The organism is Haematospirillum sp. H1815, from assembly GCF_012102705.1.
Taxonomy (GTDB): domain Bacteria; phylum Pseudomonadota; class Alphaproteobacteria; order Rhodospirillales; family Rhodospirillaceae; genus Haematospirillum.
Genome location: NZ_JAAVTA010000001.1, coordinates 1 through 15158, shown reverse-complemented (window position 1 = coordinate 15158; position 15158 = coordinate 1). Strand labels below are relative to the sequence as shown.

Below are 15158 nucleotides of genomic sequence, written 5' to 3'. Positions count from 1 at the left end.
CATGCGCAGCGAATCTGCACTGCTCCCACGAACAGGAGATCTCCGGCTTGGTGGATGAAGGTCAGATTGACAAGACCAGCCCTGCGCAGGAGGATCTGTATGCCTCCATGCAAGAGCTTGTGCTGCCCCCCCGGGAGCCAGCACAAGACACGGAGCTTGGCAGCATAACAGGGTATGTGGCTACCCTTGGCCTGAGCTTTCTTGTCACCATGGCAACGCTCCTGACGGTTTATCTTTCTGACACACGTCAGGAAAGCCGTTTCGTAACCGGACAAAGCCTTGAGAACAGTGCCCGTGAAGCAGAGCTGGCCCTGACCCGATTTGTGGGTCATCTGGAACGAGCTGCGGTTGCGGTAGAATACGGAACACCCGCCCCGGGCACAGCCCCACCTGGCACCGAATACAGCCCTCTTCTGCAACGGATCATGAAGCGGGAGGCCTCTCTTGTCAGCGTTGTTGTCAGCGACAGGGCGGGCCTTATTCACCACGCCTCCTTGCCCCAGATGGTCGGCACACAGTTTGAATACAGTGAAATGGCCATGGATGAACTGCGCAGTGACCGCTCCAGGCGGGCTGTCCTTGTTGGTCCTGTACGGAGTTCACTGGGCCGCATGGTTGCCATGTATGTACATGCCCTGCACACGCCGGATCGCTCCATTCGTGGCATGGTTATCCTGACGCTTCCAACCCATGCCTTCACAACCTTGCTGGCTCCGCTGCGCCCTGACCATCCCAGCGGCAAACTGACTCTTCTTGACTCCGGCCTGACGATCCTGGCCCAGCTACCAGACCGGGATGCCGATGCTGTCGGATCGTCCAAGGCTGACTTTATCCAGCTCGCACAGTTTGCAGCATCAGACCAGCTTGAAACTCTTCTGGAAAGCACGGGAAACTCCGGGGGCCAAGACTCATTGATGATAGCAGCCCACAAGACATCCGTACTCGACCTGACCGTTCTGGTTGAAATGTCTGAAAGCGACGGTCTGGCATCATGGCGCCTGAAGGCCTTCGGCCTGTCTTTCCTGTTTTCTACTGTTGGGATCATGCTCACCGTTCTGGTTATTATTATCCTCAGGCGGTCCCTGGCATGGAGACAGCAGAACAAAGAGATGGGACAGAACATACAAGTCTTTCTCAAGGCAGAAGGGATAGGGGATCTGGGGAGCTGGACAGCCATGGAGGACGGCAAAATCAAATGGTCCGATACGGCCTGCCGTATTCTTGGCTACAGGGAGGGGAGCACAGGCCCCCTGGAAATGGCCGTGGGATCTCATGGTACAGAAACAGAAGTTCTGGCCGAGGCTATCTCTGCGGCAGGCCGTGGCGCCCCCCTGGATCTTGTGTATCAGTCTCACAATGGATCCAAGGAACTGTGGCTTCATATCAAGGCGGACCTTGCCTTTGATGAGCAAGGCAAACCGGTCAACGGAACCGGCATCATCCAAGACATCACCTGGATCCGTTCTTCTGAAGAGAAAGCACGGGCAACGGCACACCGTTTCCGCGAAATTCTGGAAAATCTACCTGTACCAGTATGGTGGAGCAGCCATGAGAAAGGGCGGAAACACTTCAACCATGCTTGGACAGTGCTGACGGGCATGCGCCCGGATCCGCTTAACCCGGATGAATGGATGGCAGCTATACACCCGGAAGACCGCCGCACAACACGGTCACTGCTTCAGATCGCCTTCGAGAAACACGAACCCTCATCCATACGCTTCAGGCTTCGCAATGTAGACGGTTCCTACATCCTCATGGCCTGCTCTCTCACGCCGTTCAGCGCAGACGAGGGCGACGAAAAAGAACGGCGGGGCCTTATTGCGGTATGCATGGAAGATCGGAAGGTGCAGCAGAAAGAACTGTCCACTGCACCGTTCATCCCTCAAAAACAGGAAACAAGACCTCCGTCGACAAAAAGCACATGACCTGTCACGTAGCTTGATGACGGAGAAGACAGAAAAACAGCCGCACCGGTTACTTCATCCGGACGGCCCCACCGACCCACAGCCGTACGACCGGCAAGCCACGCGGCAACATCCGGATCCGAAGACATTTCCCGGTTCGTTTCTGTGGCAAAAAAGCCGGGTGCCAAAGCGTTAACAGTAATGCCCTGATGCCCCCACTCCATCGCAAGGGCCCGGGTCATCCCAGTCAAGGCCGCCTTGGAAGCCGTGTAAACCGCATCACCGCGTCTGGCAACATGGGCTGCAACAGACGTGACGTTGATGATGCGACCAAACCCGCGCTCTGCCATCCCCGGAGCGACCAAACGTGCCAAGGAAAAGGGGGCAATCAGATTTGCTGCCAACATGGCCTCAACATCTTGGTCGGTAAAAGCCTCTACCGGGCGACGGTCACGCATCCCGACGGCATTGACAAGGATATCAAGCTGGCCGCTTTCCCGGAATACGGACTGAACAGCCCTATCACGCTCGCCCTTGTCTTCAACCGCAAACACAAGCGGCCGACTTCCCGGGACACGGTCACACGCAACCTGCAAAGCCTCTCGGTCACGTCCCCCCATCCAGACAACAGCACCAACAGACGCAAGTCCAACAGCAATCTCAAGGCCCAGACCACGGGATGCCCCCGTGACAAGGGCAACCCGACCCGTCAGGTCAAACAAAGGCAAGGTCACTGACTGTCACCCTCCTCACCGAGGAGAGCAAGACGAACCATGCGCGCAATATCAACGGCAGCATTCAGGGGCGGATGGCCCCAAGTAGAAAACGTATCTTTCATCGGTTCAGCAATACCAAGTGCATAAAGGTTCCGGTGCAGTCGGGCATGCTTGCGCGATACCAGACCAGTGGGGGCATAAATAAAAACAGGTGCCGGGCTGGCACAGGCTTCCGAGACCATGCTGACCGAATCTCCGGTTACAACAATGGCATCGGCCAGAGCAAGATAGCCAAAATAGGGATTCTCATCCCGACTGCCCCAGCGAAACGAATGACCGGGTGCCGGAAGGGCCGCAAAAAGCGCATCCGTCGCATCGCGCCCAGTTCTTCGGGACGTAGTCACAACAAGCGACCCACCCGCACTGGCAACCATGGATGAAACATGCTTGCCAAGATCGGTCGCCATCTTTGGTGTAAAGGCCTTGCGGCGGGTTGCTCCCCCGACAATCAGAGCCACGACCGGCCCCCGCAAATGCCGCAGGCGATCACGCCAGCGCGCCCCCTCGACCGCAAGTCGCCCTTCGGTCACCCGGTGGGGGGCACCGGTAATCCGCATCACATTGGCATACTGGCCAAAAAGATTATCGTGTGTCGGCACGGCGACCAGATCAAAGTCGGAAATACCGGGCACACTAGGCCACATAATCTGGCAGAGGAAGCACGGCTTTCCCGCACGCCGCTTGATCCAGCGCGCAACAGGCGCCGTACGACGTCCGGCAGCAATAACCAGATCAGGCGCCTGATCCGGTGTCAGCGTTGTCTCCAATAGAACACGGCTTTCATTGCTGATGCCAAGCAACGATGCCCCACGCAACAAATTGGGCATGTGACCAAGGGCTGTATAGTGTATCGGGCGAACCTCAAAGGGCCAGCCAAGAGCTTCGGCAACACCAGTTGCCTGGCTGACATTCCCAGCCCGGTCATCGGTCAACACCCAGACGACAGGATCCACAGGATCCACCAGCCTTGCCCCCTGTTCATGAGGAAACGACGGAGCCGCCGCAAAAGGCGCCCTGCCCGCGCGACCGGAAGACACACGCCCCCCTGTATGGGAACCTCGTGATGACCCCGATGCACTTCCCCGCGATTTTTGCGGCGGAACTTTCATTTTGCCCAGCCCTGAAAGAATGGCACAAACATACCATCACACGAAACACGGCACACGTTACGAAACTATATGACACAAAGTGTACAAAAAGAATACTCCGTAACCAGCCTCTTGCTGCATATAACGTCTGTCCTGACACGAAGTTCAGGTTCACGACACATCCGCCATGGTACCGAGACGGATAGACGGATGATTCCTGCCCGTACCGGAACAAAGACCAGATCGCGTAAGCAGAAGGTTTTGAATTGTTCGGTACTACCAAAAGCTTTACAACATCCGTGCCTTTCAGTCTTCAAGCGCAAGGAACAGCCATGGATGCCATCCGCACCCCGGACAGCCTGTCCACAGCCACAACTGTTTCCCGGATTTTACTGGATATCGGGGCCGTTCACTTCCGCCCACGCGAGCCTTATACCCTGACATCAGGCTGGGCAAGCCCGGTCTATATTGACTGCCGCAAGATCATTGCCTTTCCGCGGGCCAGACAAAAAATCATCAGTCTGGCAGTAGAGCATGTGGAACACAGGGTCGGCTTCGACAAGCTGGACACCGTTGCCGGGGGAGAAACAGCGGGTATTCCTTATGCTGCCTGGCTGGCTGACCGCCTGAATCTGCCCATGCAGTACATCCGGAAAAAACCGAAAGGCTTTGGACGCATGGCCCGGATTGAAGGAGACCTGAAAGAGGGACAGCAGGTTCTTCTGGTGGAAGATCTGGCGACAGATGGTGGATCAAAGATTCACTTTGCCCAAGCCCTGCGCGAGGCGGGTGCACAGTGCCGCCATGCACTGGTTATCTTTTTTTATGGCATTTTCCCCGGGGCCTTGGACCACTTGTCGCGGGAAGATCTGGAGCTACATTATCTGTGTACATGGCACGATGTACTGCAAACAGCCCTGAAGACCAACAGCATCACCCACAACGATGCTGTGGAGGTCCAGAACTTTCTTGATGATCCCAAGGGCTGGTCTGCCGCCAACAAGGGGCGTGCAGCCTGAAATACCACGGTGGGCCATGCCGGTGTGTATGGCCCACTTCCTGATTATTCACTTTTTGTTCTCTTTATCACCTTGATTCCTTTGTCCTGATATTCCACTGTAGGCGAGCACGGTGCCCTTCTCCTCTCTTGGAATCTTCGGATATGCCTTCCCTGTTACTGGATGTCTTTCTTGTTACCTGGAGCCTTGGCTGTGCTGCACTGGCCGGCATCCTGTGGCGCAACGGCGCCAGGATACGGGAAACCCTGTCTGTCACCGAAAACGAACGCGAACGCCTGTCCGTGGCCTGGCATGAGTCCGAGTGCACCCGTGCCGTGCTGCAGGAACGCATATCGCACCTTGTCGATCTGGAAGACGAACTCAGGCAGCAACATGCCCTGCGAAGACATCTGGAGCAGGAACTTGGCTCACTCCGTGAAACAGCAGGGCGGCTTGAAACGGTTAACCAGGAACAGAAGGACCGTCTTGGCGTGGCGGAACGCATGAGCGCACAGATGACAACGAAGCTGGAGCATCTGGAACGCGAACGTGCCGACCTGCAGTCCAGACTGGCCGTTGCCACCGAAACACTGGAACAGGAACGTCGGCAGGCCAACGAAAGACTGGCCTTGCTCAAGGATGCCCGCGACCAAATGGGCAAGGAGTTCAGGGTTCTGGCCGAAGGCGTTATAACCCAGCACAGCACCACCTTTACCCGCCAGAACCGGGAACAGATAGAAGCCATCCTGGCCCCCATGCGCCAGAAGCTTTCAGAATTCCAGCAGGGACTGCAAAGTGCCCACGTTGAAAGCAGCAAGGACCGCGCAGCACTGGCCGAGCAAATTCGTACCCTGACAGAAACCGGGGCACGAATGAGTAATGAAACCCATAATCTGACACAGGCGTTGAAGGGCAAAAGCAAAACCCAGGGCGCATGGGGGGAAATGGTCTTGACCTCTATCCTGGAACGATCCGGCTTGAGAGAAGGCGAAGAGTACCAAAGTCAGGAAACATTCACGACCGAGGATGGCAAACGGTTGCGGCCAGATGTTGTTGTCTACCTGCCAGGCGGACAAAAGGTCATTGTCGACAGCAAGGTATCCCTGACCGCTTTTGAAGCCTGTATCAATGCGGAAACCGATGCCGAACGGACAACCCAGGCCAAGGCTCACGTGACATCCCTGCGCAATCACATTCGCGACCTTTCCGGCAAAACCTATCAGAACTTGCCCGGCATCCAGCTGGATTACGTCATCTTGTTTGTTCCTATAGAGGGGGCGCTGGCCCTGGCGCTGCAGGAAGACCCGGAACTAACGGCCTGCGCTGCCGAAGCCAACATTGCCATTGCAACACCAACAACCCTGATGATTGCCCTACGTACCATTGCTGCTGTATGGAAAGTAGAGCGACGCAACAGCAATGCAGAGGAAATCGCAGCCTTGGCCGGTAAAATGTACGACAAGCTCACCGGCTTTGTCGAAGACATGCAGATGATCGGTACACGTCTGAACCAAACCCACAAAAGCTATGATGCCGCCATGAACAAACTTTCATCCGGACACGGGAACCTGCTACGGCAAGCCCAGCGTGTCTACGAGCTGGGTGGAAAAGCATCAAAGAAACTGCCTCCGGAGCTTGTTTCCGAAGATACGCCAGCTCCGTCACCGCCCGCATTGCCACCTGCCAGCGCCGAGATTACCCCACAGAGACAGCATACCTTGACAACGGGGATGTGAATCGGATCGGTATGCGCGACACTATTCTTGGCTTGGTGGCTAAGTGCGCCGAAAACGGTTGCAGTCTGCAGCGTTCAATTATCTGATGAACCGAAAACGCTCCTGCATGCTTGTTGTGGAGATTGTTCCTTGTCATCTGATTCACACGACCGCCCATACTCCCCGTTTGCCAGTTCGGCTGAAGATCGGCGCACAATCGATGAGGAAATCGCCAGAGACTGTACGCCGCAAAACAGTTCCCCCAGTTATCGCCTGGCTTTTACGGACCTGGACTTCCTGACCACGCGCGACCTGCGCCCCGTTCGGCTGCAGCTGGAGCTGCTCAAGCCCGAAGTGTTGCTTCAGGAAGAAGGCATTGTTTCAACCGTGGTTGTTTTCGGCAGCGCACGGATCCATGAGCCCAAGGTCGCACAATCCGCCTTGCAGGAGGCTGAAAAGGCAGCCGCAGCCAATCCCGACGATGCAACGGCCAAACGCAATCTGGCCATTGCAAAACGCTTGGCCGAAACCAGTCGATACTACGATATTGCACGTAAGTTTGCCCGTCTGGTGTCAGAAGCAGGGAGTCAACCCGGCCGTCGCCGCTATGTTGTATGCACAGGTGGGGGACCCGGCATCATGGAAGCCGCCAACCGGGGTGCTGATGATATTGGCGCTGACAGCGTTGGCTTATCTATTGTCCTGCCGCACGAACAGGCACCGAACAGCTACATCACACCCAAGCTTTCTTTCAACTTCCACTATTTTGCCATCCGCAAAATGCACTTCCTGATCCGGGCCGAGGCACTTGCCTGCTTCCCTGGTGGATTCGGAACCATGGACGAGCTGTTCGAGGGACTGACCCTGATCCAGACCCACAAAATCCAGAAGATTCCTGTTCTTCTTTTCGGAGAAGCCTGGTGGCGACGGGTGGTGAATTTCGAGGCCATGGTCGAGGAAGGCACAATATCACCCGAAGATCTGGACATCTTTCGCTTCGTCGAAACGGCAGAAGAAGGATGGAAAGCGATTGAAGACTTCTACAGCCGCCATCCCCGGCCCAACGGCTGGAGCGGTGGATAGACAGACCGCAATACAGCCCTCCGCCTCAGGTGACAGAAGACACCGGCGCTGAAACCTTGCTGCCGACTTCCAGAACCCCACCCGTCACAACCTGGGCCAAAACGCCGAAATAACTGTGCCCGAACCCGCGCTGCAGGGACCGCACCAAATTTAGATCCACAAGGCCCTGTGCAGGATCTACGTTGGCCGATGGCCGACATTCCGCAGGCTGAACGAAACGCAGGCGCAGCCCTTTCCCCACAATGATTTCACGTCCAATCATGGATAGCTCAACCCAAGCCGGCAATCCTGCCAGTATCAGATTGGGACGAAAACGGCGGGCATCAAGGGAATGGCCGGCTACACGCTCCAGATCCATAAGGCTGCTTTCCGAGACAACTGTCAGCAGTGTCCCACCAGCCAAACCAGACAGCTCATCACTCAGATCGATAAGGCCAGCATCCGGTTGACCGGGGTCATGAAGAAAGGCAGAGAAAAAGTCCGATATTCTGGCGCGACCAACAACGGTCGACACATCAGCCCAAGCCACCTGCCGGCCATCACGTTCAATCGTCAGCGTCGAAGCTCCGTCAATCCAACGCGTTGTGAGAAGAGCTAGACGCGGTGTATTGGCCAAGGTTACAAACTGATTCTCGGTCAGACGTACGCCCGGCAGGGAAACAGCCAGTGTCCCGCCACGGACAATGGCATAACGACGATCGCCGAGTATTCCCTCGCCTGGCCGCAGCAGAACCCGCCGCAACGGATCCGCGCTTAATCCCTTGACCGGATACCGGCATATGTGCGCTACAGTCGCCTTCATATGACAATTCTCCTTTTATTTGCGCGAATTGTCAATTATTCACAATTATAGGCTGTTGTCTTCTAATCCCCCTTGCGGACAACTGTTTTTACTCCCTATGTTTTTCCTGTGTCGCCGCACGTCGGGGCACACATCATTGTTCGGCTGAGCATTCATATTGGCTGAACCGTTACCGTCGCTCATCACGAGGACAAAGACATGGATTTTGAACACTTTACCGATCGATCAAAGGGATTCATACAGGCCGCACAAACCATAGCTCTCCGGGAAAATCACCAGCAGGTTGTCCCGGAGCATGTGCTGAAAGCTCTTCTTGACGACCGCGAAGGGCTGGCCTCAAACCTGATAAACAAGGCTGGTGCCGATGCTGCAAAGACTCGGGCCGGGGTTGACAATGCTGTCGCAAAGCTGCCCCGCGTACAGGGGGCCTCGCAGATGTTTTATGCCCAGGATCTCTCACGCATCTTGGTCACCGCGCAAGAACTGGCTGAAAAGGCGGGAGACAGCTTTGTCACCGCAGAATATCTTCTTCTGGCCATGGTTGCACGCACCGGCACCACCGTGTGTGACATTCTGACCCAGGCCGGCCTGACCAGCGAAAAGCTGGTGGCGGCCATACGGGAGCTTCGCAAAGGGCGGGTTGCAGACTCCGCATCGGCAGAACAGCAATACGACGCCCTGAAAAAGTATGCCCGTGATCTGACCGAAGCCGCACGGAACGGAAAGCTCGATCCTGTTATCGGACGCGATGAGGAAATTCGGCGCGCCATTCAGGTTTTATCACGACGCACAAAAAACAACCCGGTGCTGATTGGCGAACCCGGTGTTGGAAAAACAGCGGTTGTTGAAGGGCTGGCTCTGCGGATTATCAACGGGGATATCCCGGAATCCCTGGCTGGAAAAAGCCTGATGTCCCTGGATATGGGATCACTGATTGCCGGGGCCAAGTTCCGGGGCGAGTTCGAGGAACGGCTGAAAGCCGTACTGAACGAGGTCACAGCAGCAGAAGGCGGCATCATCCTGTTCATTGACGAAATGCATACCCTGGTCGGGGCAGGCAAAACAGACGGCGCCATGGATGCTGCCAACCTGATCAAGCCCGCCCTTGCACGGGGGGAACTGCACTGTATCGGGGCAACAACCCTGGATGAATACCGCAAGCACGTTGAAAAGGATGCCGCGCTCGCGCGCCGTTTCCAGCCTGTTTTTGTCGATGAACCAAACGTAGAGGACACCGTGTCGATCTTGCGGGGTATCCGCGAGAAATATGAACTGCACCACGGTGTCCGCATTTCAGACTCGGCCCTGGTCTCTGCCGCCACGTTGTCACACCGTTATATCACCGACCGTTTCCTTCCCGACAAGGCTATTGATCTTGTGGATGAAGCCGCAAGCCGGTTGCGGATGGAAGTCGATTCAAAACCGGAAGATCTGGATGAGCTGGATCGCCGTATCGTACAGCTGAAAATAGAGCGGGAAGCCTTGAAGCGGGAAACAGACAATGCATCCCGCGACCGTCTGGTGAAGCTGGAACGGGAACTGGCCGATCTGGAAGAAAAATCAGCGGAGCTGACCGCACGCTGGAAAGCTGAAAAAGACACACTGGCCGGGGCAACACGCCTGAAAGAACAACTGGACCAAGCCCGGATGGAGCTGGAACAGGCCTTGCGCGACAGCCGCTATGAACGGGCCGGGGAACTACAGTATGCGGTTATTCCTGCCCTGCAAGCCCGGCTACGGGAAGCGGAGCACCGCGAAGACGGTAAAAACAGCATGGTCAATGAAACCGTCACCACCCAGCATATTGCCGGCGTCGTATCGCGCTGGACAGGCATCCCTGTCGATAAAATGCTGGAAGGTGAACGCGAAAAGCTGCTGCGCATGGAGTCCATGCTGGGACAGCGTGTCATCGGACAACACGAAGCACTGGTCGCCGTATCCAGTGCCATTCGCCGGGCCAGGGCCGGACTGGGAGATCCGAACCGCCCGATGGGTTCTTTCCTGTTCCTGGGGCCAACCGGGGTCGGAAAAACAGAACTGACAAAGGCCCTGGCCAGCTTCCTGTTTGATGATGACAACGCCATGGTTCGTATCGACATGAGCGAATTTATGGAAAAGCACGCAGTATCCCGCTTGATCGGTGCACCGCCGGGTTATGTTGGATACGAGGAAGGTGGCGTACTGTCCGAAGCCGTGCGACGACGCCCCTATCAGGTTATCTTGTTCGACGAGGTGGAAAAAGCTCACCCCGATGTTTTCAACGTCCTGCTGCAAGTCCTGGATGACGGACGCTTGACCGACGGACAAGGCCATACGGTTGACTTCCGCAATACGCTGATCATCCTGACCTCCAACCTGGGCGCCGATATTCTGGCCGCCCAACCGGATGGTCAGGATTCAGAAGCCGTACGCCCGCAGGTCATGGATGTGGTACGGGCCGCGTTCCGTCCGGAGTTCCTGAACCGGCTGGACGAGGTCCTGTTGTTCCATCGCCTGGGCCGGGGTCATATGACCGGTATTGTATCCATCCAGATTGACCGACTGCGCAAACGTCTGGTCGATCGTCAGATGGACTTGCATGTCAATGCAGAGGCCATGACATGGTTGGCCGAACATGGCTACGATCCTGTTTATGGGGCCCGTCCCTTGAAGCGCGTGATTCAGAAGCAACTGGAAAACCCACTGGCCACTCTGTTGCTCGAAGGCAGAATCCGCGATGGAGACACCGTGGCTGTAACCATCAGCGACGGTCATCTAATGCTGAATGACCACACAGTTGCGACAGAGCAACCCGCGAACCTATCCTCGACTGTACACTGAACAACGGTGGTCCGGGGCCTCGAGGCTCCGGACCCGCCCTGTCTTGCGCTATGCCAACCCGCCCACAATGATGCGGGTAGCTTGTGCCACGATGTCATCACGCCAGACAGCCCCACGATAATGCTGGGTCGTATAGATAGACACGATCACAGGCTTCCTGCCGGGAGGCCACAGCACACCAATCGCATTGGCCGTTCCATAAGACCCACTACCTGTTTTGTCCCCGACCATCCAACCTTCAGGAACACCGGCCCGTATGCGGGATGCTCCCGTTGTGTTGCCTTTCAACCAGTCCTGCAATACGGCACGATGCGTATCTGACAACACATCACCAAACAAAAGGCGATCCAGGCTTCGGGACATAGCTACCGGTGTCGAGGTATCACGAGGATCACCGGGAATAGCCGTATTCAGATCCGTCTCCCAGCGATCCAGACGAAAACCCATGTCCCCTGTCTGACGCATAAAGGCAGTAACGGCATCAGGCCCGCCCAGAATCCGCATCAGAAGATTGGCCGCCGTGTTGTCGCTGTACTGGATGGCTGCGGCGCACATATCCCGCACGCTCATCCCGGAATGCACATGCTGCTGGGCCACCGGTGAATGAAAGACAAGCTCTTCCAGAGGGTAAGATATCACCCTGTCCAGAAGCCCCGCATCCGATGTACTGCGGTGCAGAATTGCTGCGGCCAGAAACGCCTTGAATGTGCTGCAAACCGGGAAACGCTCTTCGGATCGCCATGCGAGGGAAGCCCCACTGCCCATGTCAAAAGCAAAAACACCCAAGCGCCCGTCGAACGTTCTTTCCAAATCTGACAGACGCTGCACAGCATCAGAAGATGAGTGCTGTGCAGCCATTCCATAAACCGGAGACAATGCAACAACAGAAAACAAGGACATCGTTTTGAGAAAAGAGCGACGACTGTGCACAACAACCTGCATCATATGATCTCCCGCATGGCAACCCGTCAAAGGAACGCGATATTAGACGGACCACATGGAAGTTCCACTCTTTTCAACGGCATAAAGAATGGAGGGGCAATGCGCCCCTCCAAAGAAGAATACAGCATGTATTAAAGACTTAATGGGCAGGCCATTTCATTTCGCCCTTGATCACCTTTGCACTTAATTCCAGGGAATCTGCATGCGCAAGCTTTGGATACCGCTTGCGCATGGCCGCAATCAATTCACCGGAATTTGATGCCAAGGCGGCTTCAACCTCAAACGCTCTAAGGTAGATGCGTGTAAAGTTTATAGCACCAACATCAAAGGGCATCTTGCCATGGGCATCAGGCAGGAAATGACCCGGAATAACCTTTTTCGGATGCATTTCCTTAAAATGCTCCAACATCTTCAACCAGTCTTGGCGTGACTGGAATGTCTGTGTATCAGCAACCCAGACATGGAGGTTGGCAACAATCGGAACCCCACCCAGAATCGTCTGCATGGACGGTATCCACAAAACCGTGCGGTCAGGACTTGGACCATCCAGCCCAATAATTTTGATGGTTTCGCCTTCCAGGGTCAGGGTGTTGCCCGACAGCGGACGTGGAACAATGACCTCTTTCGGGGCATTCTGCTTCAGGATCGGACCCCAATAGGCCATCTTCCCGTCTTTATTGGCCTTGATGGCAGCCACCGTCTGGGGCGTAGCAACAATGTCTGCATCAGGAAATGCTGCATGCAAGACATCAAGACCGAAGTAATAGTCCGGGTCATTATGGCTGATATAAATTGTCTTCAGCTTTCTACCACTGGCCTTGATCTTGTGCACAAGGGCCTGTGCGTCATTACGCTGGAACTGGGCATCAACCAGAATGGCTTCATGCTTTCCCATAACAATCGTTGATGTAACAGGAAAAATGCTCTTCTCACCCGGATTATAAACGTCAAGCTGAAGCGGAGACGCCACCGCCGAGATCGTAAAGAAAGCAGAGGCCACCATCACGGCGGCCGCAAGGGGACGAAATGACATTGTTCTGCTCCTGCTTGGGGGAACGACGGAAAACGCTAACACTTCACAACCATTTTGGCAAAAACAGGGACAGTCTGCATAATTCAGCAAAATTCGGGCGCTCGTTCCGAAGCAGGCAGATACGCTAGCAGACTCGAAAAAGTACGTGTGACCCTGAAGACATAATCATATGCACGCCACGACTCATCCTGGCTGAAGCTGCCCTGAAAAGGGCACGTCACTTACCCTATGAAAGCCAACAAAATATCAGGCTTATGTCTGCTATCCAGGCACTATAGTGACAGAGTATTCTTGCGCTTCTCGTGGGAACATACGCGTGAATAAGGCGGTCATCGTTTCATTGAAAAAAAAGGGGCAGTAAATGACCTTCCCGAGCAGGAATATAGAAACATTTCTCAACAAAAATTTCGCGCGCAAAACAAAGGAGTTCCACATACATGAATACTATAATACGGATGGCGCTTTTTTCTGTCTGCGCATCTCTTTTGATGACATCAGGAAGGATGGCTGCAGCAAGCATTACTCCTATTGACGATGCCCAATGTCAGAATATGAAAGATCACGGCACAATGCCTGATACAAATTCTGACACACCAGATAGTGAAAAACCTCCCGTTGGATGTAACCGGTTACGCAATGTCCACTTCCAGCATATCGATTTCAAAGGAAATACACACACAGGAATACTTGTTGTTCTTGATGTTATTGCCGAAAGCACACAGTCTATATTTGATCAGTTATACGCCATGCGCTTTCCCATCGCTCAGGCAATGCCCATGGAGCACTTTGACGGCAATGATGATCACGCTATGGAAGCCAATAATACTTCCGCTTTTAACGGTCGAAGAATTGCAGGCTCTACAAGTTGGTCAAAGCATGCCTATGGCGTAGCAATTGACCTAAATCCCCTACAAAATCCTGTCCTATACCCGGGCAAGAATGGCACGATTATTGTCAAGCCTCTTGCGGCAACAGGAACCTATATAAACCGTCTGGATGCAAGACCTGGAAAAGCTGCTCGCCCCGGCATGGCAGAACAGGTTATCGATTTATTTGCCCAGCATGGGTTTATTCATTGGGGAGGGTATTGGGATAGCCCAATGGATATACAACATTTTGAAGTCGGGACTGTTAATTTTGTAAGAACCTTGGCTTCCAAACCTCTTGAGCAAGGAAAGATCATCTTCGAGAAGTATATAGAAGACTACAAGCAGTGCATCTACGGAAAAAAAGAAGAGGATAAGGCACGGGACCGCGCAGAGTGCATAAACAGGATATCAAATTAGTATAAATATACATCATCCCGTGCATCGCTTTTTCTGAAGTGATGTGCAGATTTATACGTCCAGTATCGGTCATTTTGATGCACTTTATTTCCTTTGCCTCCCGGCTGTTCCAGGCGAATTCTGTCATTGAGTTATCGTCTTTGTTGCGGTATAGCCTACACAAAATAAGAGTACCGGAGCGATTGGTGTTCCGGGCGCGTGCGCTTTTATGATGAGGAGCAAGCCATGTGGGGCACACTGTTTCCGTTGATCGGGGGGTTGCTGGATAAAATCATCCCCGACAAGGACAAGGCCGATGAGGCGAAGCTGAAGCTGATGGAGCTGCAGCTGAGCGGTCAGCTTGAAGAGATCACGCAACAGCAGAGTGTAAATCGTGTTGAGGCTGGATCTGGTAGTTTGTTTGTATCGGGTTGGCGCCCTGCGATTGGCTGGATTCTTGCGGCCTCGATTGCCTATCAATACTTGGTGCGTCCGTTTTTGATTGGCTTCAACGTGTCGCCAAATCTTCCTGGTCTTGACGAGATGTTGTGGGAGTTGATGTTCGGGATGGTTGGTGTCAGCAGTCTTCACACGTTTGAGAAAGTGAACATGCCGAAGTAGAGTTTCGCGGGGTGTGGTAGTGCGCAGCTGCATGAAGTATTTTGTGCAGCTTTTTTTATTGTTCTGAATGTAAAAAGCCGTCTCGGATGAGACGGCTTTTGATCATTGTGT

At 54.5% G+C, this 15158-nt stretch carries 12 protein-coding genes; 7 read left to right on the top strand and 5 right to left on the bottom strand.

Annotated features, from left to right (window positions below; genetic code table 11):
- Positions 1–50 precede the first annotated feature (50 nt).
- On the top strand, positions 51–1925 hold the full coding sequence (locus tag HEQ60_RS00060) for a PAS domain S-box protein (protein WP_322099273.1): 1875 nt from the start codon (positions 51–53) through the stop codon (positions 1923–1925).
- Here the strand turns inward: HEQ60_RS00060 and HEQ60_RS00055 are convergent.
- Together HEQ60_RS00055 and HEQ60_RS00050 are read right to left on the bottom strand one after the other, a co-directional pair.
- A complete protein-coding gene (locus HEQ60_RS00055) occupies positions 1883–2638 on the bottom strand; it encodes an SDR family oxidoreductase (protein WP_168068328.1) in 756 nt (251 codons plus the stop codon). The two genes, HEQ60_RS00060 and HEQ60_RS00055, sit on opposite strands and share 43 nt — an antisense overlap.
- Positions 2635–3717 (bottom strand): mitochondrial fission ELM1 family protein, encoded by a 1083-nt coding sequence (locus tag HEQ60_RS00050; protein WP_322099261.1) that lies wholly within the window; start codon positions 3715–3717, stop codon positions 2635–2637. The genes HEQ60_RS00055 and HEQ60_RS00050 overlap by 4 nt, the downstream gene beginning before the upstream one ends.
- A 383-nt stretch (positions 3718–4100) precedes the next feature.
- On the opposite strand from HEQ60_RS00050, the gene HEQ60_RS00045 reads away from it, so the two are divergent.
- The 3 genes from HEQ60_RS00045 (at position 4101) to HEQ60_RS00035 (ending at position 7564) form a co-directional block, all read left to right on the top strand.
- Positions 4101–4787 (top strand): orotate phosphoribosyltransferase, encoded by a 687-nt coding sequence (locus HEQ60_RS00045; protein WP_168068324.1) that lies wholly within the window; start codon positions 4101–4103, stop codon positions 4785–4787.
- Between the two features lie 143 nt (positions 4788–4930).
- Entirely contained in the window at positions 4931–6502 is a 1572-nt protein-coding gene (gene rmuC, locus HEQ60_RS00040) for a DNA recombination protein RmuC (protein WP_168068322.1), read from the top strand.
- A 195-nt stretch (positions 6503–6697) separates the two neighbouring features.
- Positions 6698–7564, top strand: coding sequence for an LOG family protein (locus HEQ60_RS00035; RefSeq protein ID WP_322099272.1), 867 nt, complete (start codon positions 6698–6700; stop codon positions 7562–7564).
- A 25-nt stretch (positions 7565–7589) separates the two neighbouring features.
- Here the strand turns inward: HEQ60_RS00035 and HEQ60_RS00030 are convergent, their stop codons facing one another.
- Complete coding sequence (locus tag HEQ60_RS00030; RefSeq protein ID WP_168068317.1) at positions 7590–8366, bottom strand: MOSC domain-containing protein; 777 nt, start codon at positions 8364–8366, stop codon at positions 7590–7592.
- Positions 8367–8564: 198 nt separating this feature from the next.
- Between HEQ60_RS00030 and clpB the strand changes: the two genes are divergently transcribed.
- Positions 8565–11186, top strand: a complete 2622-nt coding sequence (clpB, locus tag HEQ60_RS00025; protein WP_168068315.1) for an ATP-dependent chaperone ClpB — start codon at positions 8565–8567, stop codon at positions 11184–11186.
- A gap of 48 nt (positions 11187–11234) precedes the next feature.
- On the opposite strand, the gene bla is transcribed toward clpB, so the two are convergent.
- Positions 11235–12086 carry a class A beta-lactamase gene (bla, locus tag HEQ60_RS00020; protein ID WP_209315356.1) on the bottom strand — a complete coding sequence of 284 codons (852 nt, stop codon included), beginning with the start codon at positions 12084–12086 and terminating at the stop codon, positions 11235–11237.
- A 181-nt stretch (positions 12087–12267) separates the two neighbouring features.
- Positions 12268–13161: an MBL fold metallo-hydrolase gene (locus tag HEQ60_RS00015; protein WP_168068313.1), complete on the bottom strand. Its 894-nt coding sequence runs from the start codon at positions 13159–13161 to the stop codon at positions 12268–12270.
- 437 nt (positions 13162–13598) lie between these two features.
- Between HEQ60_RS00015 and HEQ60_RS00010 the strand changes: the two genes are divergently transcribed.
- Positions 13599–14447: a M15 family metallopeptidase gene (locus tag HEQ60_RS00010; RefSeq protein ID WP_168068311.1), complete on the top strand. Its 849-nt coding sequence runs from the start codon at positions 13599–13601 to the stop codon at positions 14445–14447.
- Between the two features lie 225 nt (positions 14448–14672).
- Positions 14673–15047: a holin family protein gene (locus tag HEQ60_RS00005; RefSeq protein ID WP_168068309.1), complete on the top strand. Its 375-nt coding sequence runs from the start codon at positions 14673–14675 to the stop codon at positions 15045–15047.
- Positions 15048–15158 lie beyond the last annotated feature (111 nt).